Below are 23,182 nucleotides of genomic sequence, written 5' to 3'. Positions count from 1 at the left end.
CTTTTCCAAGCTATGCGATCAAGTCGGCGGATGCGATATAAAAAGATCAATATTTCTGCTGCAAAAAAACATCATGAGTGAGCAGAAGAGCAACAGGCCCTAGCTCATGATGTCATCACAACGTCATCAAAGCGTCAGTGCGTTTGCCCTGCAGCTTCCAGAATCAGATTGGCAATTTCATCCGGGTGCGACAGCATCGACAGATGGCTGGAAGCGATCTCGATGGTCTTGGCCTTCATGCGTTGCGCGAGGAAACGTTCCAGCTGAGGCGACGTGGTACGGTCATTGGTGGAAACGGCATACCAGGTCGGCTTGCTGCGCCATGCTGCTTGCGTGGTGCGCGAGGCAAACAGCGTGTCGAAGATACGGCCTTGTTCGGCATACATGACCTTGGCTTTGACCGGATTGATGTCGCCTGCAAAATCGCGCAGGAAGGCTTCTTCGCTCAGCTGTGCGAAGCCGCCGGCCTTGACCAGCCCGGCACTTGCCGGAGGTGTCGGGAATTTGCCTGCCAGTGCACCGTAGTCTTCGCCGGCATCAGGCGCGCGCGCAGCGACGTAGACCAGACCGGCCACTTTGGGATCGGTGCCGGCTTCGCTGATGACGGTGCCCGCCCACGAGTGACCGACGAGGATGGTGGGGCCGTCTTGCAGCGCCAGGATGCGGCGGGTTGCATCGACATCGTCAGCCAGCGAGGACAACGGATTTTGCACGGCCGTCACGTGCAGACCGGCTTTTTGCAGGCGTTCGATGACTTCCGACCAGCAGGAGCCGTCGGCATAGGCGCCGTGTACCAGCACGACGTTTTTGACCGGCGCAGGTTTTGCAGTGTCTTCAGCGAATGCTGCATGGGTCAGGAGCAGGGCGGCAACGCCGGCAATTGCGGATTTCATGAATGAGCGGTTAGTGAGCACGGTGATAATTCCTTTTGGGTGAGTGAAAACGGGAAATACAGTGATCGGCGAATTCATGCAGACACAAATGCGCAGGACGCACGACTCCATCCGCTCCGATCAGCGGTTATTTTTTACAACGAGGAAAAGGTCTGAGTTACGTCACGACTGCGGCCGGTTGGGCTCGATGGCCCTTTGTACCGGCAAGGTTGACGGCGTGTCGGACGGACTGACGACAGCGTAGAAATAGCGTCCCTGACGCCAGTATTGCGTCAGCAGATTGCCGTCCTGGCGATTGCCCGTGCCGAAGTTGAACAGCTCGCCCGGCGGCCGGACGTAATACACGATGGCTTGCCCGGCATCGTTCTGATACAGCACCATCGCCGCCGCGCCTTTATCGCTGGCCATCAGGCGACCGCCCACCGGTTTGAATCCATAGGCGCTGAAATCCGGCATAGGCGCAGCCTGGACAAAATGCTGGTTCAGCCAGCCTTGCAACTGATCGGGTTCGCTGGTCTTCATATCTACCTTTTGCGCCATGTCGCTGGTCGCAAACATCCGATACGCCTGCGTGGCATCGGCCATCGGCAGATAGGTCTTGCGCATCGACATGTCACGTAATTGCCAGCCACCCAGCGTACCCAAACTCAGGGTCAACACCAGCGAGGCAGCAATCGCCATGCGACGCTGCGAGCGCGCGCGCAGTTCACGACGGATACGGAAGGGATCCAGGCGCGGGGGAATCGGTGCGGCAGGTAAATTTTCCAGCGAGGCGCGCAAACGCTGGTTATCCATGCGCAGTTGCTCGACCTCACGAGCGGCATCAGGATGGCTCGCCAGATAAGCATCGATCTGGCGGCGCATCGCTTCGTCCAACTGGCCGTCGACGTAGGCGTGCAGATCGTGTTCGGAAGGAGAGAAAGCGTTCATTTGAGTATCCGCAGAGAGGGATTTGCCGGCAAGCCGTCATTGAGCGCGCGCAATGCTTTGCGTGCTCGCGACAGGCGCGACATGACAGTGCCGATGGGGATATCCATGGTGTCGGCGACTTCCTGATAACTGAGACCTTCGACCGACACCAGCAGCAGCAAGGCGCGCTGCTCCGCCGGCAGTTTGCTGAAATCCTGCAAGGCCGAGCGCGACATGGCGACGTCTTCGGCCGAGGGAGCGAGGTCTTCTTCAGTCCGGCCAAACAGCGACAACAAACCGGCATAGCGTTTAGCGCGACGCTGACCATCAAGGAACTGGCGATACATGATCTGAAACATCCAGGCGCGCAGATCACCGTCGTCACGGCGGCGGTCTGCGCGTGACAAGGCACGCTCCAGGCAAGACTGCACCAGGTCGTCGGCGCTGTTTTCATGGCGCGTCAGCGATAGCGCAAAGCGCCGCAACCGGGGCAGCAGTTCACGCAAATCGTCGTCGCTGAAATCTTTACTCATGGCAATCAGTCGTCCGCTTAGTGTCCGGGTAATGATATCGTTCATGCACAGTAAGACGAACGGGCCGGAGGCTTATTCCCGCTGGAGGCAATTATTTTTCAGGAATACAAAAGCAAGATCCGGCAAGCGAGCCGGCTTGCTTTGACGCATCATAACGGGTTACACGCGGTGCATCTCTGCGGCTTTCTCAATTGCCATCATGACAAAACAACACACTGATAACATTCCCGGCCTGATGACAGCAGACGATGGCACCGTCTACTGCGCCTGGCATGCCGCCATGCCTGAATATCACGGCGGCGAGTGGGGCAGGCCAGTGGCGGACGATATCCGTTTGTTCGAAAAAATCTGCCTGGAAGGATTTCAGTCCGGCATGGCGTGGATCACCATTCTGCGCAAACGCGAGAATTTCCGCGCCGCATTCGATGGCTTCGATTTCCACCGGGTGGCCCGTTACGGCGACGACGATATCGCCCGCCTGATGGCCGATGCCGGTATTGTGCGCAATCGCGCCAAGATCGTCTCCACCATCAACAATGCGCAGCGTGCGCTGGAACTGATAGACGAAGCCGGCTCGCTGGCGGCCTGGTTCTGGCAGTTTGAACCGCCTGCCAAGGAACGCCCCAACGTCGTGACGCTGGACTACTGGACGGCCAATCCAACCTCGGAAGCTTCCGTCAATCTATCCAAGGCGCTCAAGAAGCGCGGCTGGACGTATGTCGGCCCGACCACCATCTACGCCTTCATGCAAGCCATGGGGCTGGTCAATGACCACCTGACCGGATGTGTCTGCCGCGATCGCGTCGAGGCAGAACGCAAGGACTTCAGGCGTCCCGTGCAATAGCGTTCAAGACATCCTGGCGGGGTTGTCCGACCATGCGGGTTCTTTATCAACAAAAGGACCTGCAAGTGACTGACACCGCAATCGATCTTTCCAAAACTATCCCGCAACGCTGCGTCATCATTGTCGATGCGGCCTTGCCGGTCGGCAAAGCCGCCAATGCCGCCGCCGTCATCGCGCTGACCATCGGCCAGCGCCATCCTGAACTGGTAGGGCCTGCGCTTGTCGATGCAGACGGCTGCGCACATCCAGGCCTGATCCCGATCGGGATTGCCGTGCTCGCTGCCAGCCGCGACGAACTGACGAACATCCGCGCCAAAGGCGTGGAGATTGGATGCGATGTGGTGGATTTTCCCGTGCAAGGGCAGGAGACGACGGACTATCAAGCCTTCTGCGATGCAGTCGGTAACGTGGCGACCCGCGATCTTGGTTATCTCGGCGTGGCCCTGATCGGGGAGAAGAAACCAATCAGCCGCATCGTCGCCAACATCGGTCTGTTGAAATAGTGCGGCATATCAGCGGGCGATCAAGACGCTGCCAAAAGCATTGCGGTAGGCGCCCGGGGTGATGCCCATGATGCGGCGGAACCAGCGCGTCAGGTGCGCCTGATCAGAGAATCCCGTCGCTGCGCTGACGTCCGCCAGTGAATGATTGAGACGAATGAGGCTCTTGGCAACGCGTACACGGGCCTGGCGCTGATAAGCATGCGGCGTCATGCCGGTGGCGCGTTCGAAAGCACGGAACAACTGGAAAGCCGGCAAACCGGCCGCAACCGCAATCTCTTGCAGATGGACTTGTCGGCCAAGATGCTGGTCGAGATATTCCTGCGCCAACCGGATCGCACGGTTTTCCTTGCCGGCAATGGCGGGCGTCTCTGCATCGCGAACGTGGCGGTCGAACAGACGTGCAGCGAACTTCAGATAAACCTCTTCGCAGTACAGCGCAGAAGGCGCGTCAGAGTTTATGTCGGATGTCTGCAATTGCGAGCAGTTATGCATTTCGTAAAACAGCTCGGCCAAGCCCTTGTCACGAATCAAGGGACCGGCGACCGAGATGCCGTGCACGACCTGCTCGTCGCGCACCAGCGAACGCAAGTAGTTGAGATCGACATACAAGGTGCGTTGCTGCCAGCCATCGCTGTCGACCGGCCAGCCGGCATGCGGCTGATCCGCGTCGATGGCGTAGAGATCACCGGCGCGTGCGATGAATTCCGTGCCGCGCATCCGGATACGGATTGCGCCGCGCGTCAGCAGAGCAAAGCAGGCGGTATCGTGAGTATGGACATCGTAGGAAAAATCGACGAAACGTGCGCGCAGCAATTCGGCGTGTAAATTGGGCGCGTGCCACAGTGTGATGTCGGGAGCTTCGTTGCGCATGACGGAGTCGAGGTAGGGGCGAAGAAAAATCGGGTACGCCCGAAAGCATACCCGAAAAGGTTTTACCTCATCCGGCGAGCCAGGAACTCCGGCAGCTCGGCGACAGCGGTTTAGATACCGCCCATGCAGAGATACTTGATGACCAGATAGTCGTCGATGCCGTAATGCGATCCTTCGCGTCCCAGCCCGGATTGCTTGACGCCGCCGAACGGGGCGACTTCGTTGGAAATCAAGCCGGTATTGATACCGACCATGCCGCTTTCCAGACCTTCCGCGACGCGCCAGATGCGGCCGATGTCGCGGGAATAGAAGTAGGCCGCCAGCCCGAATTCGGTATCGTTGGCCATCGAGATTGCTTCGTCATCGCTGTTAAAACGGAACAGCGGCGCCATCGGGCCAAAGGTTTCTTCCTTGGCGATGATCATCTTAGATGTCACGTCGGCAATCACGGTCGGCTCGAAAAAGCTGTGGCCGAGGGCGTGACGCTTGCCGCCGATCAGCACGCGACCGCCTTTGTCACGCGCATCGGCGATGTGCTGCTCGACTTTTTTGACCGCTTTTTCATCGATCAATGGGCCTTGTGTGACGCCGTTTTCCAGGCCGTTGCCAACCTTGAGCTTGCCGACAGCGGCGACCAGTTTTTCAGCGAAGGCATCGTACACGCCGTCCTGAACGTAGATACGATTGGCGCAGACGCAGGTCTGACCGGCGTTGCGAAACTTGGAAGCGATCGCACCTTCGACGGCGGCATCCAAATCGGCGTCGTCAAACACGATGAAGGGGGCATTGCCACCGAGTTCCAGCGACAGCTTCTTGACGCTGGAAGCGCATTGTTCCATCAGCAGCTTGCCGATTGCTGTCGAGCCGGTGAAGCTGAGCTTGCGCACAATCGGGTTGCTGGTCATTTCGCCGCCGATCAGTTTGGCAGAACCGGTGACCACGCTGAACACGCCGGCCGGCACGCCTGCACGCTCGGCCAGTACCGCCAATGCCAGCGCCGAGAAGGGCGTCGCTTCGGCCGGTTTCAACACCATCGGACAGCCCGCAGCCAGCGCCGGTCCGGCTTTGCGGGTGATCATCGCCGCCGGGAAATTCCACGGTGTAATCGCCGCACAGACACCGATCGGTTCCTTGGTGACGACGATGCGGCTGGTCGGCGATGGGGATGGAATCGTATCGCCGTAAGTCCGTTTTGCTTCTTCGCCAAACCACTCGATGAAGGACGCGGCATAGGTAATTTCACCCTTGGCTTCAGCCAGCGGTTTACCTTGCTCGGTCGTCATGATCAGTGCCAGGTCGTCGGCATTGGCAAGCATGAGATCGTTCCATTTGCGCAGGATGACGCTGCGTTCTTTGGCGGTCTTTTTGCGCCAGCCGGCCCATGCGGCTTGTGCGGCTTCGATGGCGCGGCGCGTCTCGGCTACGCCCATGTCAGGGATGGTGCCGATCTTGTCGCCGGTAGCCGGATTGTGCACGTCGTGTGTGCCGCCGCTGTCGGCATTGCACCAGGCACCGTTGATATAAGCTTGCTGGCGAAGAAGAGTAGGGTCTTTAAGATGTTCAGATAGCAGCATCGGATTTGTCCTTAAAATTTGGCCGCAGCTTTATTGCGGCCACGCAGCCATTCCAGCACCAGCAACAGGCAGGTGGAGAAAATGATCAGGATGGTCGCCAGCGCGGCGATGGTGGGGCTGATGTTGTCCTTGATGCCGGCGAACATCTGGCGCGGCAAGGTAGCCTGATTAGGGCCGGCAACGAACAGCGTCAGCACGACTTCGTCGAATGAGGTGGTGAAGGCGAACAGTGCGCCCGAGATCAATCCCGGCGCAATCACCGGCAAGGTGATGCGGAAAAAGGTGCGCAACGGGCTGGCGCCAAGGCTCAGGCTGGCCCGCACCAGATTGTGATTGAATCCCTGCAGCGTCGCCAGAACGGTGGTGACGACAAACGGCGCTCCCAGCGCCGCATGCGCGAGAATCAGGCCGGTATAGCCGTCCGACAGACCGATCTGCGCAAAGAACAGATACACGCCGACACCGACCACCACCACCGGCACGATCATCGGCGAAATGAGGATCGCCATCAGAACGCTTTTGCCGCGAAAGTCGGCTTTGTTGAGGCCAACCGCGGCCAGCGTACCGAGCACAGTCGCAATCACGGTGGCGGCGGGGGCGACGATAAAGCTGTTGCGCGCAGCGCGCATCCACTCGTCGGACTCAAACAGGTTCTGATACCAGCGCAGCGAGAAACCCTTGATCGGATACATCAGGAAGCTGCTGTCGCTGAACGACAGCGGAATCATCACCAGTATCGGCAGGATCAGGAATACCAGAATCAACACATTCAGGCTGCGCGAGACGAAGAACCACGCACGCTCCGGCAACGACATGTAGGGCGGGAAATCCGGCAGGAATGTTGAGAACGACAGCGAAGGCATCTTGATCATGGCGTTATCCGATAACCGGTGTGATGTTGTTGAACACGTTAAGTTGCATGACAATGTGACAAGATGGTCTAGGCAATGCCGACATCGATCTTGGCGAAACGGCGATATACGCCATACAGGATCAGCGTTCCGGTCAGCAGCAAGCCGCCCAGTGCACACGCCATGCCCCAGTTGATCGTGGTGTTGATGAAATACGCAATGAAGTAGCTCACCATCTGTTCGTTCGGGCCGCCCAGCAGCGCCGGCGTAATGTAATAGCCGCCCGCCATGATGAACACCAGCAACACGCCCGCACCGATCCCCGGATACGTTTGCGGCACATACACGCGCCAGAATGCTGCAAATGGATGGCTGCCCAGCGAGATAGCGGCCTTGAGATAGGTCGGCGGCACCGACTTCATGACGCTGTAGAGCGGCAGGATCATGAACGGTAACAGGATATGGGTCATTGAGATGTACACGCCGACACGATTGAACACCAGCTCCAGCGGCGCCTGCGTCAGCCCGCTCAGCATCAGCGCAGAATTGACCAGCCCCTCCGATTGCAGCAGCACGATCCAGGCGGCGACACGCACCAGAATCGAGGTCCAGAACGGAATCAGCACCAGGATCATCAGCAGATTGGCGCGGCGTTCTGACATGGTTGACAACCAATAAGCCAGCGGATACGCCAGCAGCAGCGTGAACAGGGTCACCATCGCGCTCATCCACAGCGTGCGGCCGAAGATGGAGCGGTAGATGGAGGCTTCCGGATCGGACTGGATGATATCGCCGACGGCGTTCTGCTTCAGGTCCAGCGATGCCAGCAGGTAATAGGGGGAATAGATCGAACCGTTGCGAGCGATCACTTGCCAGCTATCGAGCTCAGCCCATTGCGGATTGAGCGCGATCATTGCTTCCCTGATCTGGGCGGCCTGCGAGGGTTGTGACGGCTGCAACTCGTTGCCGTCGGTATCGTGCAGCGGCAAAGCGCGCGCAGTCCCCATGACCAGCGAACGCGCGCCGGAGAGTTCGGTATTGATGCGCCGCGCCAGAGGCCCGGCGGTGCTGTCTTGTTTTGCCTTGAGCAAATCGGCCGCCATCGCGGCATAAGCCTGATCCGGCGGCGGGCTCTTGCGATCCCATTTGGCCAATGCGGCGACCGTTTTGGGCAGCGTCGAGGCGATCTCAGGGTTCTCGACCGCTCGCACCAGCAACATGACGATCGGTGCGACAAAGGTCATCATCAGAAAGATTGCCAGCGGCGCAATCAGTATCAGTGCGCCAAGACGCTTGCGTGTTTCCGCCAAGCGCAAATCGCGCTTGAGCTGCTGTGGCGTCGGGTCGGCAGAGGCCGGCTTTTTCGCGTCGACTTCGGTGGCGATGGGCATGACTGCGCTGGAACTGGTGGCGAGAGTATTCATCGTGACTCTTGATTCTGAATGCTGCCTGACAATAGATAATCGGATGCGCAAACAACGGTCGGAGAACAGTCTGATAGCGGGCTAAGAGCGCTACACTGCAACTGCTGCCTGCGGCATCCTTGCTAGGTGACTAGCTGGTGAAAAGCTTTATTGATCCAGCGTTGCCTTATTTGGCAACCCATGCAGCAAAGCGTTGTTCCAGTTCTTCACCGTGGTCGGTCCAGAATTGCTGGCTCAACTGGATTGCATCCTTCGCATTGGCGGTCGACGTCGGCAAATTCGCCAGCGTCTTCGCGTCCAGCAGCTTCAGCGTGTTCTTGTTGACCGGGCCGTAAGCAATATTGTTGGCATAGACCTTTTGGTTCTCCGCGTTGGTTGCGAAGATGATGAACTTCTCGCCCAGCGCCTTGTTCGGCGAACCCTTAGGAATCACCCAGTAATCCAGTGTATAAACGCTGCCGGCCCAGACTACCTTGAGGTTCTTGCCTTCACGCTGTGCGGCGTCGATACGGCCGTTGAAAGCGGTCGACATCACGACGTCCCCAGACACCAGGAACTGTGCCGGCAACGCACCTGCCTCCCACCATTGAATGTTCGGCTTAAGCTGATCGAGCTTCTTGAACGCGCGATCCACGCCGCCCTTGGCGCTCAGTACCTTGTAGACATCCTTGGTCGGTACGCCGTCAGCCATCAGAGCGAACTCCAGCGTGTACTGGGCGCCTTTCTTCATGGCGCGTTTGCCAGGGAATTTCTTGGTATCCCAGAAATCCGCCCAGCCTTGAGGTGCAGTCTTGAGCTTGTCGCCGTTGTACGCCAGGACGGTCGACCAGACGAAGGCGCCCATGCCGCATTCGCTATTAAGCGACTCAGGAATGTAATCGTCTTTCTTGATTGTCTTGATCAGATCGAGTTTTTCGATCAGGCCGTCTTCACAGGCGCGCGCCAGATCACCGCCGTCGATTTCCACCACATCCCAGGTAACTTTCTTGGCTTCGACCATGGCCTTGACCTTGGCCAGTTCACCGTTAAATTCGGCGGTGACCACCTTGGTGCCGGTGCTTTTTTGAAACGGTTCCACATAGGCGACCTTCTGCGCATTGGCATTGGCGCCGCCAAAATTGACCACGGTCAGTTCAGCCGCCTGGCTGAGACCGGCCGAAAACAACAAACCTAAAGCGAGCGGAGAGAGCAGAGCGAGAGTAGGGCGTTTCATGTGTTCCTCTTTGGTTGTGGTTCTTGGTGATGAAAATGAAAGACGAAAAAGATCAGGCAAATACGCGCAGGCGTTCCGGCGCGATCAGCAGCCCGACGTTGCTGCCTTCGGCGAGATCGGCCAGCGCCGGGTCGCTCAGCGACAGCTTGACGAAACAATCGTCCTGCCCGCTGACGACACAGCGCACACGTACGTGGTCGCCGAAATAGATCAGGCCGGCAACGCTGGCCTTGATGAGATTGGTGCCATCCTGCATCGACAAAGGCTGTAACCGGATGCGCTCCGGACGCACACAGGCGACCACGTTTTGTCCTGTCTGCGCACGATGTACGTTCAGACCGGAGAGTGTTGCGCCGTCCGGCAGGCGGATCGTGCAGCGTTCGCCATCGATGGCTTCAACACTGGCCTTGAAGCGATTGTTATCACCGATGAAACTGGCCACGAACTGGTTTTCAGGGAATTCGTACAGGTCTTCCACCGGTGCCAGTTGCTGGATCACACCCTGGTCGAACACGGCGACGCGATCCGACATGGTCAGCGCTTCGCTCTGGTCGTGCGTGACATAGACGAAGGTCACCCCGAGCCGCTTGTGCAGCGCCTTCAATTCCAGCTGCATGTGCTCGCGCAGTTGCTTGTCGAGTGCTCCCAGCGGCTCATCCATGAGCACCAGTTGCGGATCGAACACCAAGGTGCGCGCCAGCGCCACGCGCTGCTGCTGGCCGCCGGATAACTGCGTCGGATAGCGATCACCGAACTTGCCCATCTGCACCATGTCCAGCGCCTGCTTGACCTTGGCGGCACGCGTCACACTATCCATCTTGCGCACCGACAGCGGATAGGCGACGTTCTGCGCAATCGTCATGTGCGGGAACAGCGCATAGTTCTGGAACACCATGCCGATGTTGCGCTTGTGCGGCGGCACGCGATTAAGCAGTTGCCCGTCCAGCCGGATCTCGCCGCTGGTCGGGTACTCGAAGCCGGCCAGCATCATCAGGCAGGTTGTCTTGCCCGAACCGGACGGCCCCAGCAAGGTCAGGAACTCGCCGCGGCGAATTTCCAGATCGAGGTTCTTGACGATCAGGTTTTCACCGTCGTAGGTCTTTTTCACGCCGCAGAACTGCACCAGCGTGTCGGCCGGCTTCACTTGCTCCGGCGCTATCTCCATCGCATTTGGTCTCATGCTTGCTCTTTCGGGGTATCTGGAAATCAAAGCTGAAATGAATGCGGGCTCAGGCGTTGGCGATGTGTGCGTCGAGGATCGCCTTCTCCAGAATGACCAGCGCTTCGTCCATGACGGTATCCGGAATCGTCAGCGGAAACAAGAAGCGAATCACATTGCCGTAGCTGCCGCAGGTCAGCAGCAGCAAACCGCTTTTCAAGGCATTGCCCTGCACGCGCTTGGCGAATTCCGCATCCGGCTTGTCGGTGCCGGGTTCGACGAATTCCACCGCGACCATCGCGCCAAGGCCACGTACTTCACCGATGGCTGGCGTGTTGGCGCCCAGGCCGATCAGGAAATCCTTCAGCGCAGAACCCAGGCGCGCACCGCGCACCACCAGGCTTTCTTCCGCAATGACATCCAGCACCGCCAGGGCCGAGGCGACCGCCAAGGGGTTGCCGGCGTATGTGCCGCCCAGACCGCCTGGCGCCGGTGCATCCATCACCTCGGCACGGCCGCAGACGGCCGCCAGCGGCATACCACCTGCCAGACTCTTGGCCATCGTCATCAGGTCAGGCAGGACGTCGTAATGTTCCATTGCAAATAATTTACCGGTACGCGCAAAACCGGTTTGCACTTCATCGGCAATCAGCAGGATGCCGTGCTCGTCGCAGATTTTGCGCAAACCGCGCATGAACTCTACCGGCGCGGCATAGAAGCCGCCTTCGCCTTGCACCGGTTCAATAATGATGGCCGCCACACGCTTCGGATCGACGTCGCTTTTGAACAAGCCGTTGACTGCCGCCAGCGCATCATCAGTGCTCACGCCATGCAGCGCCGTAGGGAAGGGCGCGTGATACACCTCGCCGGGGAAAGGACCGAAACCCAGTTTGTAAGGCGCAACCTTGCCGGTCAGCGCCATGCCCATCATCGTGCGCCCGTGGAAAGCCCCCGAGAAGGCGATGACGGCGGCGCGCCCGGTGGCCGCGCGGGCAATCTTGATGGCGTTTTCCACTGCCTCTGCGCCGGTGCTGAACAGCGCGGTCTTCTTGGCGTGCTCGCCGGGCGTGATGGCGTTGATACGTTCTGCCAACTCGACATAGCTCGCATACGGGACGATCTGATAGGCGGTATGGGTGAAACGCTCCATCTGGGCGCTGATCGCTTGCATCAGCTTGGGATGGCGATGACCGGTATTCAATACGGCGATGCCGGCGGCGAAGTCGATATAACGGCGGCCTTCGACATCCCACAGCTCGGCATTGAGGGCACGATCAGCGTAAAAGTCGCACATCACACCGACGCCGCGTGGCGTGGCGGCGTTCTTGCGAGCCTGCAGTTCGCTATTGGAGGCGGCCTTGGCCGAAGTAACTTGTGTGACGGAGGTCACTGCTGCCACTGCTGCTACAGGTGCGACGCTCTTGAGTGCATTGGATGTCATTGCTTGCTCCGGTATCCGCTTTGAAGAAACTGAAAGAAAACTACGTTGAAGCAATACTAAATCTGCAATGGACCTGTAATATAGAGCCAATTCTAAATATTTGATGGGGCCACTTTGCGCATCGTCTCCTTGTCGGATTATTTGCTGCTACGCGTCAATCGCGCTTCTTCAGGTTCGGGAAGTGCTCGCATTCCGCGCGCCCCGGTCAATCGTCAGATCTATCAGTTGATCCGCGAAGCGATCCTCGCTCAGACCTTGCCTGCCGGTTTGCAATTGCCATCCTCGCGCGATCTCGCCGGTGAGCTTGGCATGTCTCGCAACACGGTCACCTACGCTTACGAACAATTGCTGGCCGAGGGGTATCTCGAAAGCCGCGCAGGTGCAGGCACCTTCGTCGCCGATACCGCGCCTGACCAGATTCCGGAAACGGTCGAGCGCAATGTGCCGCTCACCGATCCTTCCGGAAAATCTGAACTCTCCGCGCGCGGCGCCATGCTGACGCGGCAGGCCGGTGTGAGCGACAAGCAGTGGGGCGCCTTCATGCCCGGCATTCCCGACGTGACGCAATTCCCCAGCAAAGTCTGGAGCCGCTTGCAAAACAAACACTGGCGCCGTTCGCAGGCGGAAATGCTGACCTATGGCCCCGGTGCAGGTTACGGCCCGCTGCGTGAGGCCATCGCCGAATACCTGCGCATCTCCCGTTCGGTCAATTGCAATGCCAGCCAGGTGTTGATCACCACAGGCATCCACCAGTCTCTTGATACCGTCGTCAAACTGCTCGGTGAGCACGGCGACTCGGCCTGGATCGAAGATCCCTGCTACTGGGGCACGCGCAGTGTATTGAGTTCGCTGGGGATTGAATCCGTGCCGATCCCGGTCGATCAGGAAGGCATGCGTATGCGTCTCGCCAATCTGCGCCGTCCGCCACGTTTTATCTGCACGACGCCGTCGCATCAATATCCGCTCGGCATGGTCATGAGCTTGTCACGCCGCCGCATGCTGCTTGAATATGCTGCAGCTCACAAGGTGTGGGTCATCGAAGACGATTACGACAGCGAGTTCCGCTACGGCGGCCGTCCACTGGCATCGCTGCAAGGCATGGATACGCACAACCGGGTGCTGTACATGGGGACTTTCAGCAAGATCATGTTTCCCGGTCTGCGCATCGGTTTTCTTGTCGTGCCGGAAGCCCTGGCACCGGCCTTCAGCACAGGCATGGCCGAGCTGTACCGGTCAGGACAAGTCTTCCTGCAAGCGACACTCGCCGACTTCATGGCCGAAGGCCATTTTTCCTCGCACATCCGCAAGATGCGGGTGCTGTACGCCGAGCGATTGCAGTTGCTGCAGCAAGCCATCCATCGCAACTTCGGCGACGAGATGAACATCACCGGCGGTGAGGCCGGCCTTCATCTCACGGTGTCGCTGCCACCCGAGTGCAATGACAAGCTGGTCTGCGAAGACGCGCGAAAAGACGGCATCATCGTCCGTCCGCTGTCGACCTATTACATGTCGCCCAAGACCGCGCGAAGCGGACTCTTGCTTGGTTATGCGAGCGTGCCGGATGAGGCTATCGGACCTGCCTTCGACACCTTGGCGAAAGTAATCCGGCGGCATGTTTCTCAAACAGGATCACCCGCCGAGCAGCAGCGCCCGCAGAAGACGTTTGCCTGATAAGTTACTCATCAAACAAGCAATTGATATCTCGCCGGCGGGTTCTCAAAACATCGCCTTAAAAACATGCCCGGAAGGAGGTATGTTTTTCTATCGTTCTTATGATCTAGCGCATTGACGCCCATCTTTTATACGCGCATCCTAGCCACTTCATATAGCCAGGCGGCAATATCCGGATGACTTCAGGAGAGGTCATCCGATAACACATTCTGCGCTAGCCAAGTAAGAACACATCACCACTGCAAATCGATACATCGATGCAAGCCCGGCATATCAACCGGCCCGCATCGCACGATTTAAATCTTGTTATGGGGCGCCTATGCTTAATGCAGTTGCAGTTTTTTCTGCCTTCATTACGCCTGTCGCAAGCAAGCCATCCAACGCTGCTCAGCACCGTTTTTCCACAGTTTCTTCCCGCCGCCGGCGCTGTTCGCCGCGCCGCGGTTTATCTCCACACTTATCTCCGCGTTTATTACCTTTTCCATCCCATTTTCAAAAACAACATCTCTTCCTTGAAAGGCAGTAACCATGGAATGGCTACACCATTTGTTTGCACGCTCTCCCGAGATTGCCTTATTTCTATCCCTTGCCGTCGGCTATTACGTCGGCAAGATCCAGTTCGGAAAATTTCAACTCGGCGGCGTAGCAGGTTCGCTGCTGGTCGCCGTGCTGGTCAGCCAGGTCGGCGTGAGTGTCGATCCCGGCGTGAAGTCGGTGCTGTTTGCGCTCTTCATCTACGCAGTCGGCTATGAAAGCGGACCGCAATTTTTCAACTCGCTGGGCAAGCAGTCGATACGTGAAATCATCCTCGCCGCCGTGCTGGCCATCACCGGCCTGGCGACGGTGGTCATCATGGCAAAACTGTTCGGTCTCGACAAAGGGCTGGCTGCCGGTGTCGCCGCCGGAGGTCTGACGCAGTCGGCCATCATCGGTACCGCCGGTGACGCCATTGCCAAACTCGGACTTGCTGCCGATGAAGTTAAACGCCTGCAAGGCAACGTCGCCGTCGGCTATGCCGTGACCTATGTGTTCGGCTCGTTCGGCGCGATTCTGGTGTGCGTGAATCTGCTGCCCAGGCTGATGGGGCGCAGCATCAAAGAAGATGCCGTACGCGCCGAAGCCGCCATGCAATCGGGTGTGCAAGTACTCGCACCGGGCCAGCAAGAAGCTGCGCCTGATCTGATCGGACGGATTTATCAGATCGGTGACCACACCAATCTCACCATCGAGCAGCTGGAAAAAGAACACGCCGCCCACGGCATCACCATCGAACGCCTCAAGCGCGGCGGCAAGATCATCGAGGTTGCGCCCGAGTTGCCATTGGAAGCGGGTGACATCGTACTTGCCGTCGGCCGCCGCCAGGCAATGATCAATGTGGAGCCGATTTTCAGCAAAGAGCTGTACGGCATTGAAGGCATGGAGCTGACCGTGGAACGCCGCGATGTCGTGCTCTCCAATAAGGAGTATCACAACCGCACTGTTGGCGACATCCGTATCAACACCGCATTGCAGGTAAAGCATGGCATCTATGTCGTGCAGCTCACGCGCATGGGCAAGGTATTGCCGCTGCAGGAGAAAACCGTCGTCCAGATTGGCGACGTGGTGTCGGTGTTCGGGGCCGAGCAAGACGTCAAACGCGTTTCTTCGCTGATCGGCTACGCCCTCGTACCGAGTGCAAAAACCGACTTTGTCTATCTCGGCGCCGGTCTGGTCGTGGGCCTGCTGGTCGGCTTGCTGACGGCGCGCGTCGGCTCGATTCCGTTGACGCTTGGCAGCGGTGGCGGGGCATTGTTGTCTGGTTTGCTGTTCGGCTGGCTGCGGGCAAAACGACAGACCTTCGGCGCGATGCCGACAGCGGCGGTACAGATTCTCAAGGATCTTGGTCTGGCCGGCTTTGTCGTCGTGGTCGGTTTGTCGTCCGGCTTGCAGGCCGTGCAAACCGTCAAGGCGCAGGGATTGACCTTGTTCGGTATCGGCGTGGTTGTCACCATCTTGCCGCTGGTTCTGACGATGCTGATTGGACGCTACATCCTGCGTTATGAAAACACAGCCGTATTCGCCGGTGCGCTCAGTGGCTCGCGCAGCGCCAATCCAGCCTTCGGCGAAGTCCTCGACAAGGCCGAGAACGCCATCCCGACCGTTCCCTTCGCCATCACTTACGCGCTGGCCAATGTCTTCCTGACCTTGCTGGGGCCGCTGATTGTGGCGCTGGTGTAAGCGAACAAAGCTACCGGTTTTACATTTTTCGATTTCACACCTATTTTCGCCGCTGACACAGGGCATCGTTTTAAAAAAGGAGCAGCACCATGGATTTTAGCGACCCAGCAAAGCTTTCCCTGTTGAGCCCATTCGAACTCAAAGACGCGTTGATACAAACCGCGCTGCAAAGCAATAAGCTCATGCTCAACGCCGGCCGCGGCAATCCCAATTTTCTCGCCACCACGCCACGTCATGGCTTCTTCCAGTTCGGTCTGTTCGCCATGTCCGAAGCTGAGCGCTCCTATATCTATATGGACGGCGTCGGCGGTTTCCCAAAACGCGAAGGTATCGAGGCTCGCTTCGAACTGTTTGCCAAAAACCACGCCGGCGTGCCCGGCATCCGCTTCATTGAAGCCGCCGTGTCCTACGTGCGCGATCAGCTCGGCATGTCGGCCGGCGACTTCATCTATGAGATGTGTGAAGCCATCCTCGGCTGCAACTATCCCGTGCCGGACCGTATGCTGCGCATGACCGAACGCATCGTCGGCAATTACCTGCACAAGGAAATGATCGGCACGCATCCTTTCGTCGGCCACTTCGACATGTACGCGGTGGAAGGCGGTACCGCCGCGATGACCTATCTGTTCGGCAGTCTCAAGGCCAATCACGTCATCAAGGAAGGCGACACGATTGCCCTCGGCATGCCGATCTTCACGCCCTACATCGAGATTCCGCACCTGTCCGAATTCAACCTGGTTGAGCTGGTGATTGACGCGCCGCAATCCAACAACTGGCAATACACCAAGAAAGAACTCGACAAGCTCCTCGATCCCAAGGTCAAGGCTTTCTTCCTGGTCAACCCGAGTAATCCGCCATCGGTCAAGATCGACGACAAGACGCTGGCTTATATCGCCGAGATCGTTAAACAACGTCCCGACCTGATCATCCTCACCGACGACGTCTACGCCACCTTCGCCGACAACTTCACCTCGCTGTTTGCGATCTGCCCGTACAACACGATCCTGGTGTATTCGTTCTCCAAGTACTTCGGCGCGACCGGTTGGCGCATGGGCGTGGTCGCCACGCACAAACACAACGTCATCGACGAACTGATCTCCCAACTTCCTGAGAAAACAGCTCTCCAGCTCGACGAGCGCTACAGCTCCATCACCACGGCGCCACGGACGATCAAATTCATCGATCGACTTGTTGCCGACAGCCGCACCGTGGCGCTGAATCACACGGCGGGTCTGTCGACGCCGGTGCAGGCGCAGATGAGCCTGTTCTCGCTGTTCTCGCTGATGGACGAGGCCGGCACTTACAAGGCCGCAATGAAGCGCATCGTCCTGCGCCGCAAAGAAGCGCTCTACCGGGAGCTGGGTCTGCCCATGCCGTACGACGCCAACTCCGTGCGTTACTACCATCTGCTCGACATGGAATTGCTGGCCGCGCAAATGCATGGCGAAGAATTTTCCAAGTGGTTGCTCAAGCGGATGAAACCCAACGAAGCATTGTTCCGCCTGGCGGAAGAAACCGGCGTGATCCTGCTGCCTGGCAAAGGCTTTGGCGCGACACATCCATCCGGCCGCGTCTCCCTGGCCAATCTCAACGAATACGACTACGCCAATATCGGCCGCGCGATCAGAAAGATGGCCTCGGAGTATTTCGCGATATTTGAGAAAGAGAAGGGTGGCGCTAAAAGCAAAACCGCGAAGGGAGAGAAGGCAGTAAAACCCGCCAAGACGGTCAAAGCCAAAAAATAGCATTGGTCTGACACTGGATGAAATGACAGGAAGCCCGGTGCATGCCGGGCTTCTTGCGTTATGGCGACACGCAAGGTGATGTCGTCGACAGCAGTTCGGGCGGATCGTTTTTTGTCAGCCTCCGGATAGCCATGTAGATGACTGACGGCGCGTATTATCCAGCGAATTCAAGCAAGACCTGAAACGCCGGCAGTGCCAGCGTAAGCCTGCCGGCATCTTCTCGCATCGGCAACCCAAGCGATCGCGCCCGGTCGGCGATATCCTTGCGATCACCGCCACAAAAACGGATCGCTGCAAAAAACGCCTCGCGCTGCGGAGCATACCCGGCGAGTTCACCAAATCGCCCCGGCAAACTATCCGTATCCGTGAACTCCAGCGAGAAATCGGTGCCCCAACGCCCCATGCGGCCATAATCGTCCGTTGCCAGCGCAGGATTCTTGTCCACTACCAGCATGCCGGAAATGCCGTGCACGCCATTAGGATGCGCCATCCATTCCGGCCGCCAGACCAACTCCGGCGTCAGATGACGGCAAGCATAAACACGGCCTGCCGCAAATTGTCCGGGCAACAGCCGGACCGTAGAAAACCGCGCATCGATCGCCTTGCCGTCAACGTCAACCGGACGCGAAAAATGCTGAACCGGTGTCGTCTTCAGCCCCATCGCCCCCCATTCGTCGTGGCAGGCTTGCACATCTTCCACGGCATAAACCAGACCATCGATGCCGACCGGGCTATCCAGGATCTCCTGGCGCACCTTGTCGCTGCCGCGCGGTTGGCCGATCAATTCCAGATACCCGCCGGCAAGCACGATCAGATGGTTGACTGATCCAAGGGTGTGATAGCCGCGTGGAGTGATGGTGAAGCCCAGGCCAGCCAATAATGACTGGGCGGCGTCGATGTCGTAATGAGTGTTGATAACCAGATGGTCGAGTGAAGCCGGATTCTGACTGGCTGCGGATTGTATTGGGGTGTCGTGCAGACTCATGATGATGGAGATGGGATTCAGGAGGCGAAGATAGTGTGGAGCGCAGTGTACCTCAGAGCAGGGCAGCGATTTCGATCTGACGGCGCTAAGCTCAGGCGCCCACCCACCATGGTGGCATCCTCAGCGCAATATGCATCGCTATATGTATGTATTGATGGTACAACTGACTTCAGCCGCGTGCCTGCGTTTTCATCTGATCGGCCAGCGCTTTGCAGCGTACCGGGTTGATTAAATATCAACGGGAAAACCTTGTCATCCTTGATCGTGCCGGACCGCAGGCGGCAGCCTGCAGCTGCTATGCTGCACATCGCCATACCTATACCGAATTACTGGAGCGTCCTTAAATCGGAACCAGCATCGTCGGAAACATACTGATGGACATATGGATAGAACAGTCAAAGAGCAAGAGAAGGGCGGTTCCTTACTGAGCAAGCTGGGACCAGGTCTGATTACCGGCGCTGCAGATGACGATCCTAGTGGCATTGCCACTTACTCGCAGGCGGGGGCGCAATTCGGTTTCAGCATGTTGTGGACCGTGTTGTTTACTTATCCGCTGATGGTTGGTATTCAAATCGTCAGCGCCCGCATCGGCCGCGTGACCGGCCACGGTCTTGCCACCAATATCCGTTTGCATTATCCCAGGTGGCTTTTATATGCCGTCGTTGCGTTGTTATTGCTGGCCAATACGATCAATATCGCGGCCGATGTCTCGGCCATGGGCGATGCCTTGCATCTGATCATTGGCGGTCCCAGCCAGCTTTATGCCATCGGATTCGGATTGTTGTCTTTGCTGTTACAGGTATTCCTGGCCTATAAACGTTACGTCCGTATTCTCAAATGGCTGACACTTGGATTACTGGCCTATGTAGCGACGGCCATGGTGGTCCATGTGCCATGGACGGAAGTCGTCATGCGTACATTCATGCCACATTTTTCGTTGAAGGCCGAATACATCACCACCGTTGTCGCGGTCTTCGGCACCACCATCAGTCCCTATTTATTTTTCTGGCAGGCTTCACAGGAAGTCGAAGAGCAACTGGCGACGCCGGGAGCATTGCCACTGATACAGGCACCGCAGCAGGCCAGAGCTAATCTGAGACGCATCAAGCTCGATACGTATATCGGTATGAGGGTCGGCCGGGATTACGGTTTTTTTCGCAGAAATGTAGTTAACTCAATGATTTAAAAAGAGAAATTGATTTTATAGTCTAGTGGATCTGCGACCCTATCGAGATCCAATGGGTACTCCCCGAAACGATTGATATGGCTTCTTCGATATGGAGCCATCCCCCTCAAAATCTCCTCTGTTAGCACGTATCCTTTAGCCTGCAGGCGCTTCAAGATTCGGGACATGCTGTGCACGTTGTGCAAAATGACCATGTTGGCCACGAGCTGATTGTATTTGATGACCTTCCGTTGCTCGTGCCGGATATTTTCAGCAATGATGCCGTCGCCACCAAAAAACAGCCACTTAACGAAGTCATTGAACTCCTCGCTCTTGTTTGTCGCTGCGTTGATGGTTTTGCGTAATTCCGCGTCATTGATGTATTTCAGCAAAAACATTGTCCGCACCACTCTTCCAAGCTCCCGAAACGCGTAGTACAGCCGGTTCTTGCGACTCGCGGTGCCCAAACGCCGCAGGATTGTCGATGGCGCAATCTTTCCAGCTTTGATGGAAATCACCACGCGCAACATGTCTTTCAAATGTCGCGCGATCAGCTCCCAGTCGATGTTTCCCCTGAATAAGCTCCCGATGTGCTCATACTGGTCATGACGATCTGCCTTAAAAAACACCAGGTCTTTAATATTGCGAATCCGAGGCATGAGATTGATGCCCAGCAGATGAGCAAGCCCGAACACGGGAGTGCTTTGCGCCTGGGTGTCGCCATGCAAGGTATCAGGTTGGATATCTGATTGATTATTGATCAGGCCGTCCAAAATGTAGACAGCTTCATAGACGCCGCAAGGTATGAAATGGCTGAACAGCGCAATGTATTTATCCGAGACATGGTAGTAGCCGATCCCGCCGTAACCACCATATCGAATATGGTATTCGGACAGCAAATTCTGCTCATAGACATTCCACTTCGTACCGTCTGCCGAGGCGCTCTTGCCTGATCCCCAGTAGCGCGGCAGCGAAAAACGGTTGTAGGCGTTAATGACCTTGACGATGGCCTTATCTAAACGCTGCTCAGTGACGTGCTTCAGGTTCAGCCAGGCGACCTGCCTGCGGCTCAGCCCCTTGACGGAACGCGCTGTCTGCACCGGGCCAAGATTGCATCCATAACAAAACAAGGTTGTAATGAAGCGTTTCCGGGGATCGTCAATCTTGGCTTCAAATCCTGAGAGCGGGCCGAAGAATTTATGCAGATCCAGCCATTGCTCGGTTTCTGTCAGCACATCGAGGATGCTCGCCTCGCTCATTTCTGACGTGATCGCCTGATCAACCGTTTCGAGTTCTGGCGGCGGCTTGAGGCGCTCCGCACGGCGGATAACGATACCGGTTTGGTCTAGGTCGACATGCCCGTTTTCCGGGAATCGCTTGTCAACTGCCTTGGCGAGACTTTGTAGTTGCTCCTTCATTTCGCTCACGAAGATATCGGCCTCGACCGGCAGCCCCACTAGTTCTCCGTAGCCTTGCACTTCCGCTTCGTATTCCTCCCAACTTACCAAGTGGTTACGATAGTCGTCATATTCTCCGCTGTGCTCCACATACAGGTCGCCGGATTTCAGCTCGTCCATGACCTCCGAAAACACGGCCAGTTCGAAGTACTTGCGATGGAAATGCGGTGCTGAATCATTTTGCCGTTTGCCGAAAACCAGAGCACGCCATTTATCAGGCATCCAATCTAGTACGAGCTCGTCGATGCCGGAATCAGCGCATGGCAGCTGCTCTCGATGACTGGAACGGAATTTTTGAAGGAACGCGATCGCTTCCAGCAGACTGTCATCTTGGGAGCTTGAGCTTAAGGTCAGTGCTTCTAGGCATTTGAAGAACAAACTGCGCTTCGGCGTGTAGCCACTAAGCATGAATGGATAATAGTTATTGCCGGCATACGCCATGTGCTCGTCACATTGGTTGATCCATTTTTCATAGTCACCGTCAAGCGATTCGTCCACTCGTGCAACCCGCTGATCTCCCGTACCATCCTCGTTCAATGCGCTCAACACTTCGCGGAACTGACCTATCAACCGTTCAGTTTGCTCTGCCTGCTGCAGGTGGTATTGACGCAGCCGTTCTTCTGCGGTGTTGTGTAAGCTCCGCAACGATTTGATAAATATCTCAGCGATATCGTCCATCGCTTTTTCGAGCTGGGTCTGGATCAATAAGACGGCCAGCGCATATCGCTTGATCGGTTTCAGCGCCCGCATTTCGGCGACATCCAAGGCCCTGGCCTCAAGGGTCAGTTGCTCCCGCTTTGTCGCTGCAATTTCCTGAGTATTGGGCAACCCTTGCGCCATTGCGATCATGCTATCAATGTGCTGCAAAAAGTCGGTCACTTCGCGCACGTTCGGCTGCTTAGGCTCTCGTTTTAAGCCATCCCAGACACTCTGTCCTTGCCGAGCCGTGAGAATATTGTCAAGCCTCTGCGCGGTCTGCTCGTCGAGGCCGTCTGCGATGCTCTTGTAGATAAGATCGTTGACGGTGTTCCTGCAACGTCTGGAGAGACGGAACAAGAAGGTGAACCCCGGCAGTTCATACCGTCTCTGTACCAGTTCTTCAATCAAGACATTAATAATATCGGGCAATTCCTGCTTGGTTTGCGCGGCTTGCATCGCCTGCGTTTCCAGCCACTGTTCGGCTTTTTTGTCGACCGTGCGAATGCCCTGATAAGTGCGTAGTCGTTGATGATGTTGTGACTTACTACCTGACTGGTCGTACTGCAACAGCGCTCGTTTCAGTGGGCGCCTCAAGCTCGCCTGCTGGCAAATATGTTCGATAATTTCCGGTGGAACCGATGCCAGTGGAACAAAATAACCAAGCCGCTGCAGTAGCTTTAGCTGAATGAGAAGGAAGGTTCTTGGACCAGCTTGCCGATATTGCGTAAAAACAAACTCGATCTCGGTTGACGATGGGGTGTACACCGCCGTAAGTTCTTCCTGGCTGAGTTCGGCCTTTAATCGTGGATACGCCGTCTCATGAATGCCCGTCATGCAGCACCGCTGGCAAACGACGTGTTATCTACGCAAAGGCATACATATTTCATGTGAGATTAATGGCTGCTTTTGATTTATCGGTTTGAGTCCACGTTTATCGATAAGGCAACAATCTTTGCACATCAGTCATTAACATTGCCTGATTCCACGGTTATTTGTCAATGGTCGCCTATCAGCGCATCCATACTGGGG

Annotated in this window: 18 protein-coding genes and 1 pseudogene; 6 read left to right on the top strand and 13 right to left on the bottom strand. The window is 57.0% G+C overall.

Annotated elements, in window-relative coordinates; all coding sequences use genetic code 11:
- Positions 1-134: 134 nt before the first annotated feature.
- The 3 genes from hmeg3_RS12060 to hmeg3_RS12050 all read right to left on the bottom strand — a co-directional run bounded on the left by hmeg3_RS12060 (position 135) and on the right by hmeg3_RS12050 (position 2,335).
- Entirely contained in the window at positions 135-893 is a 759-nt protein-coding gene (locus tag hmeg3_RS12060; protein WP_094563926.1) for an alpha/beta fold hydrolase, read from the bottom strand.
- Between the two features lie 162 nt (positions 894-1,055).
- On the bottom strand, positions 1,056-1,823 hold the full coding sequence (locus hmeg3_RS12055) for an anti-sigma factor (protein ID WP_094563925.1): 768 nt from the start codon (positions 1,821-1,823) through the stop codon (positions 1,056-1,058).
- Positions 1,820-2,335 carry a sigma-70 family RNA polymerase sigma factor gene (locus tag hmeg3_RS12050; RefSeq protein ID WP_094563924.1) on the bottom strand — a complete coding sequence of 172 codons (516 nt, stop codon included), beginning with the start codon at positions 2,333-2,335 and terminating at the stop codon, positions 1,820-1,822. Before hmeg3_RS12050 ends, hmeg3_RS12055 begins: the two co-directional genes overlap by 4 nt.
- Positions 2,336-2,534: 199 nt before the next feature.
- Here hmeg3_RS12050 and hmeg3_RS12045 point away from each other — a divergent pair, with 199 nt between their 5' ends.
- Together hmeg3_RS12045 and hmeg3_RS12040 are read left to right on the top strand one after the other, a co-directional pair.
- Positions 2,535-3,179, top strand: a complete 645-nt coding sequence (locus hmeg3_RS12045) for a DNA-3-methyladenine glycosylase I (protein WP_094563923.1) — start codon at positions 2,535-2,537, stop codon at positions 3,177-3,179.
- 65 nt (positions 3,180-3,244) lie between these two features.
- Positions 3,245-3,682, top strand: a complete 438-nt coding sequence (locus tag hmeg3_RS12040; protein WP_232511977.1) for a DUF2000 domain-containing protein — start codon at positions 3,245-3,247, stop codon at positions 3,680-3,682.
- A gap of 9 nt (positions 3,683-3,691) precedes the next feature.
- Here hmeg3_RS12040 and hmeg3_RS12035 read toward each other — a convergent pair whose 3' ends face one another.
- The 7 genes from hmeg3_RS12035 to gabT form a co-directional block, all read right to left on the bottom strand.
- Positions 3,692-4,552: an AraC family transcriptional regulator gene (locus tag hmeg3_RS12035; RefSeq protein ID WP_094563921.1), complete on the bottom strand. Its 861-nt coding sequence runs from the start codon at positions 4,550-4,552 to the stop codon at positions 3,692-3,694.
- Between the two features lie 110 nt (positions 4,553-4,662).
- Positions 4,663-6,126 (bottom strand): NADP-dependent succinate-semialdehyde dehydrogenase, encoded by a 1,464-nt coding sequence (gabD, locus tag hmeg3_RS12030; protein WP_094563920.1) that lies wholly within the window; start codon positions 6,124-6,126, stop codon positions 4,663-4,665.
- An 11-nt stretch (positions 6,127-6,137) separates the two neighbouring features.
- A complete protein-coding gene (locus tag hmeg3_RS12025) occupies positions 6,138-6,998 on the bottom strand; it encodes an ABC transporter permease (RefSeq protein WP_198361831.1) in 861 nt (286 codons plus the stop codon).
- Positions 6,999-7,066: 68 nt separating this feature from the next.
- Positions 7,067-8,368: an ABC transporter permease gene (locus hmeg3_RS12020; RefSeq protein WP_369828885.1), complete on the bottom strand. Its 1,302-nt coding sequence runs from the start codon at positions 8,366-8,368 to the stop codon at positions 7,067-7,069.
- A 199-nt stretch (positions 8,369-8,567) separates the two neighbouring features.
- The gene (locus tag hmeg3_RS12015) at positions 8,568-9,614 is read right to left on the bottom strand and encodes an ABC transporter substrate-binding protein (protein ID WP_094563918.1); all 1,047 of its coding nucleotides are present in this window, start codon (positions 9,612-9,614) and stop codon (positions 8,568-8,570) included.
- A gap of 52 nt (positions 9,615-9,666) precedes the next feature.
- Positions 9,667-10,794, bottom strand: a complete 1,128-nt coding sequence (locus tag hmeg3_RS12010; protein ID WP_232511976.1) for an ABC transporter ATP-binding protein — start codon at positions 10,792-10,794, stop codon at positions 9,667-9,669.
- 49 nt (positions 10,795-10,843) lie between these two features.
- Positions 10,844-12,067, bottom strand: a complete 1,224-nt coding sequence (gene gabT, locus hmeg3_RS12005) for a 4-aminobutyrate--2-oxoglutarate transaminase (RefSeq protein WP_232512000.1) — start codon at positions 12,065-12,067, stop codon at positions 10,844-10,846.
- A 261-nt stretch (positions 12,068-12,328) separates the two neighbouring features.
- Between gabT and hmeg3_RS12000 the strand changes: the two genes are divergently transcribed.
- Positions 12,329-13,885 (top strand): PLP-dependent aminotransferase family protein, encoded by a 1,557-nt coding sequence (locus hmeg3_RS12000; RefSeq protein ID WP_094563916.1) that lies wholly within the window; start codon positions 12,329-12,331, stop codon positions 13,883-13,885.
- Positions 13,886-14,238: 353 nt separating this feature from the next.
- Here hmeg3_RS12000 and hmeg3_RS24715 read toward each other — a convergent pair whose 3' ends face one another.
- Entirely contained in the window at positions 14,239-14,415 is a 177-nt protein-coding gene (locus tag hmeg3_RS24715) for a hypothetical protein (RefSeq protein WP_157739262.1), read from the bottom strand.
- Between hmeg3_RS24715 and aspT the strand changes: the two genes are divergently transcribed.
- Together aspT and hmeg3_RS11990 are read left to right on the top strand one after the other, a co-directional pair.
- Positions 14,414-16,102, top strand: a complete 1,689-nt coding sequence (gene aspT / locus hmeg3_RS11995) for an aspartate-alanine antiporter (protein ID WP_094563915.1) — start codon at positions 14,414-14,416, stop codon at positions 16,100-16,102. The genes hmeg3_RS24715 and aspT overlap by 2 nt on opposite strands.
- Before the next feature lie 89 nt (positions 16,103-16,191).
- Positions 16,192-17,847, top strand: coding sequence for a bifunctional aspartate transaminase/aspartate 4-decarboxylase (locus hmeg3_RS11990; RefSeq protein WP_094563914.1), 1,656 nt, complete (start codon positions 16,192-16,194; stop codon positions 17,845-17,847).
- A gap of 154 nt (positions 17,848-18,001) precedes the next feature.
- On the opposite strand, the gene hmeg3_RS11985 is transcribed toward hmeg3_RS11990, so the two are convergent.
- Positions 18,002-18,832, bottom strand: coding sequence for a VOC family protein (locus hmeg3_RS11985; protein ID WP_094563913.1), 831 nt, complete (start codon positions 18,830-18,832; stop codon positions 18,002-18,004).
- A 382-nt stretch (positions 18,833-19,214) separates the two neighbouring features.
- Between hmeg3_RS11985 and hmeg3_RS11975 the strand changes: the two are divergent.
- Positions 19,215-19,988: pseudogene (locus hmeg3_RS11975) on the top strand (NRAMP family divalent metal transporter); the annotation flags it as partial.
- A gap of 26 nt (positions 19,989-20,014) precedes the next feature.
- Here the strand turns inward: hmeg3_RS11975 and hmeg3_RS11970 are convergent.
- Positions 20,015-22,987: a Tn3 family transposase gene (locus hmeg3_RS11970; RefSeq protein WP_094563911.1), complete on the bottom strand. Its 2,973-nt coding sequence runs from the start codon at positions 22,985-22,987 to the stop codon at positions 20,015-20,017.
- Positions 22,988-23,182 lie beyond the last annotated feature (195 nt).

It is taken from the genome of Herbaspirillum sp. meg3 (assembly GCF_002257565.1).
Classification (GTDB): Bacteria; Pseudomonadota; Gammaproteobacteria; order Burkholderiales; family Burkholderiaceae_D; genus Herbaspirillum.
Note: the sequence above shows the minus strand (reverse complement) of the source record. Positions and strands in the feature narration are given on the sequence as shown.

Bases quoted from the DNA above. Each gene is read 5' to 3' on its own strand.
- hmeg3_RS12060 (WP_094563926.1), bottom strand. From the start codon at position 893: ATGAAATCCGCAATTGCCGGCGTTGCCGCCCTGCTCCTGACCCATGCA.
- hmeg3_RS12055 (WP_094563925.1), bottom strand. From the start codon at position 1,823: ATGAACGCTTTCTCTCCTTCCGAACACGATCTGCACGCCTACGTCGAC.
- hmeg3_RS12050 (WP_094563924.1), bottom strand. From the start codon at position 2,335: ATGAGTAAAGATTTCAGCGACGACGATTTGCGTGAACTGCTGCCCCGG.
- hmeg3_RS12045 (WP_094563923.1), top strand. From the start codon at position 2,535: ATGACAAAACAACACACTGATAACATTCCCGGCCTGATGACAGCAGAC.
- hmeg3_RS12035 (WP_094563921.1), bottom strand. From the start codon at position 4,552: ATGCGCAACGAAGCTCCCGACATCACACTGTGGCACGCGCCCAATTTA.
- gabD (WP_094563920.1), bottom strand. From the start codon at position 6,126: ATGCTGCTATCTGAACATCTTAAAGACCCTACTCTTCTTCGCCAGCAA.
- hmeg3_RS12025 (WP_198361831.1), bottom strand. From the start codon at position 6,998: ATGATCAAGATGCCTTCGCTGTCGTTCTCAACATTCCTGCCGGATTTC.
- hmeg3_RS12020 (WP_369828885.1), bottom strand. From the start codon at position 8,368: ATGCCCATCGCCACCGAAGTCGACGCGAAAAAGCCGGCCTCTGCCGAC.
- hmeg3_RS12015 (WP_094563918.1), bottom strand. From the start codon at position 9,614: ATGAAACGCCCTACTCTCGCTCTGCTCTCTCCGCTCGCTTTAGGTTTG.
- hmeg3_RS12010 (WP_232511976.1), bottom strand. From the start codon at position 10,794: ATGAGACCAAATGCGATGGAGATAGCGCCGGAGCAAGTGAAGCCGGCC.
- gabT (WP_232512000.1), bottom strand. From the start codon at position 12,067: ATGTGCGACTTTTACGCTGATCGTGCCCTCAATGCCGAGCTGTGGGAT.
- aspT (WP_094563915.1), top strand. From the start codon at position 14,414: ATGGAATGGCTACACCATTTGTTTGCACGCTCTCCCGAGATTGCCTTA.
- hmeg3_RS24715 (WP_157739262.1), bottom strand. From the start codon at position 14,415: ATGGTTACTGCCTTTCAAGGAAGAGATGTTGTTTTTGAAAATGGGATG.
- hmeg3_RS11990 (WP_094563914.1), top strand. From the start codon at position 16,192: ATGGATTTTAGCGACCCAGCAAAGCTTTCCCTGTTGAGCCCATTCGAA.
- hmeg3_RS11985 (WP_094563913.1), bottom strand. From the start codon at position 18,832: ATGAGTCTGCACGACACCCCAATACAATCCGCAGCCAGTCAGAATCCG.
- hmeg3_RS11970 (WP_094563911.1), bottom strand. From the start codon at position 22,987: ATGACGGGCATTCATGAGACGGCGTATCCACGATTAAAGGCCGAACTC.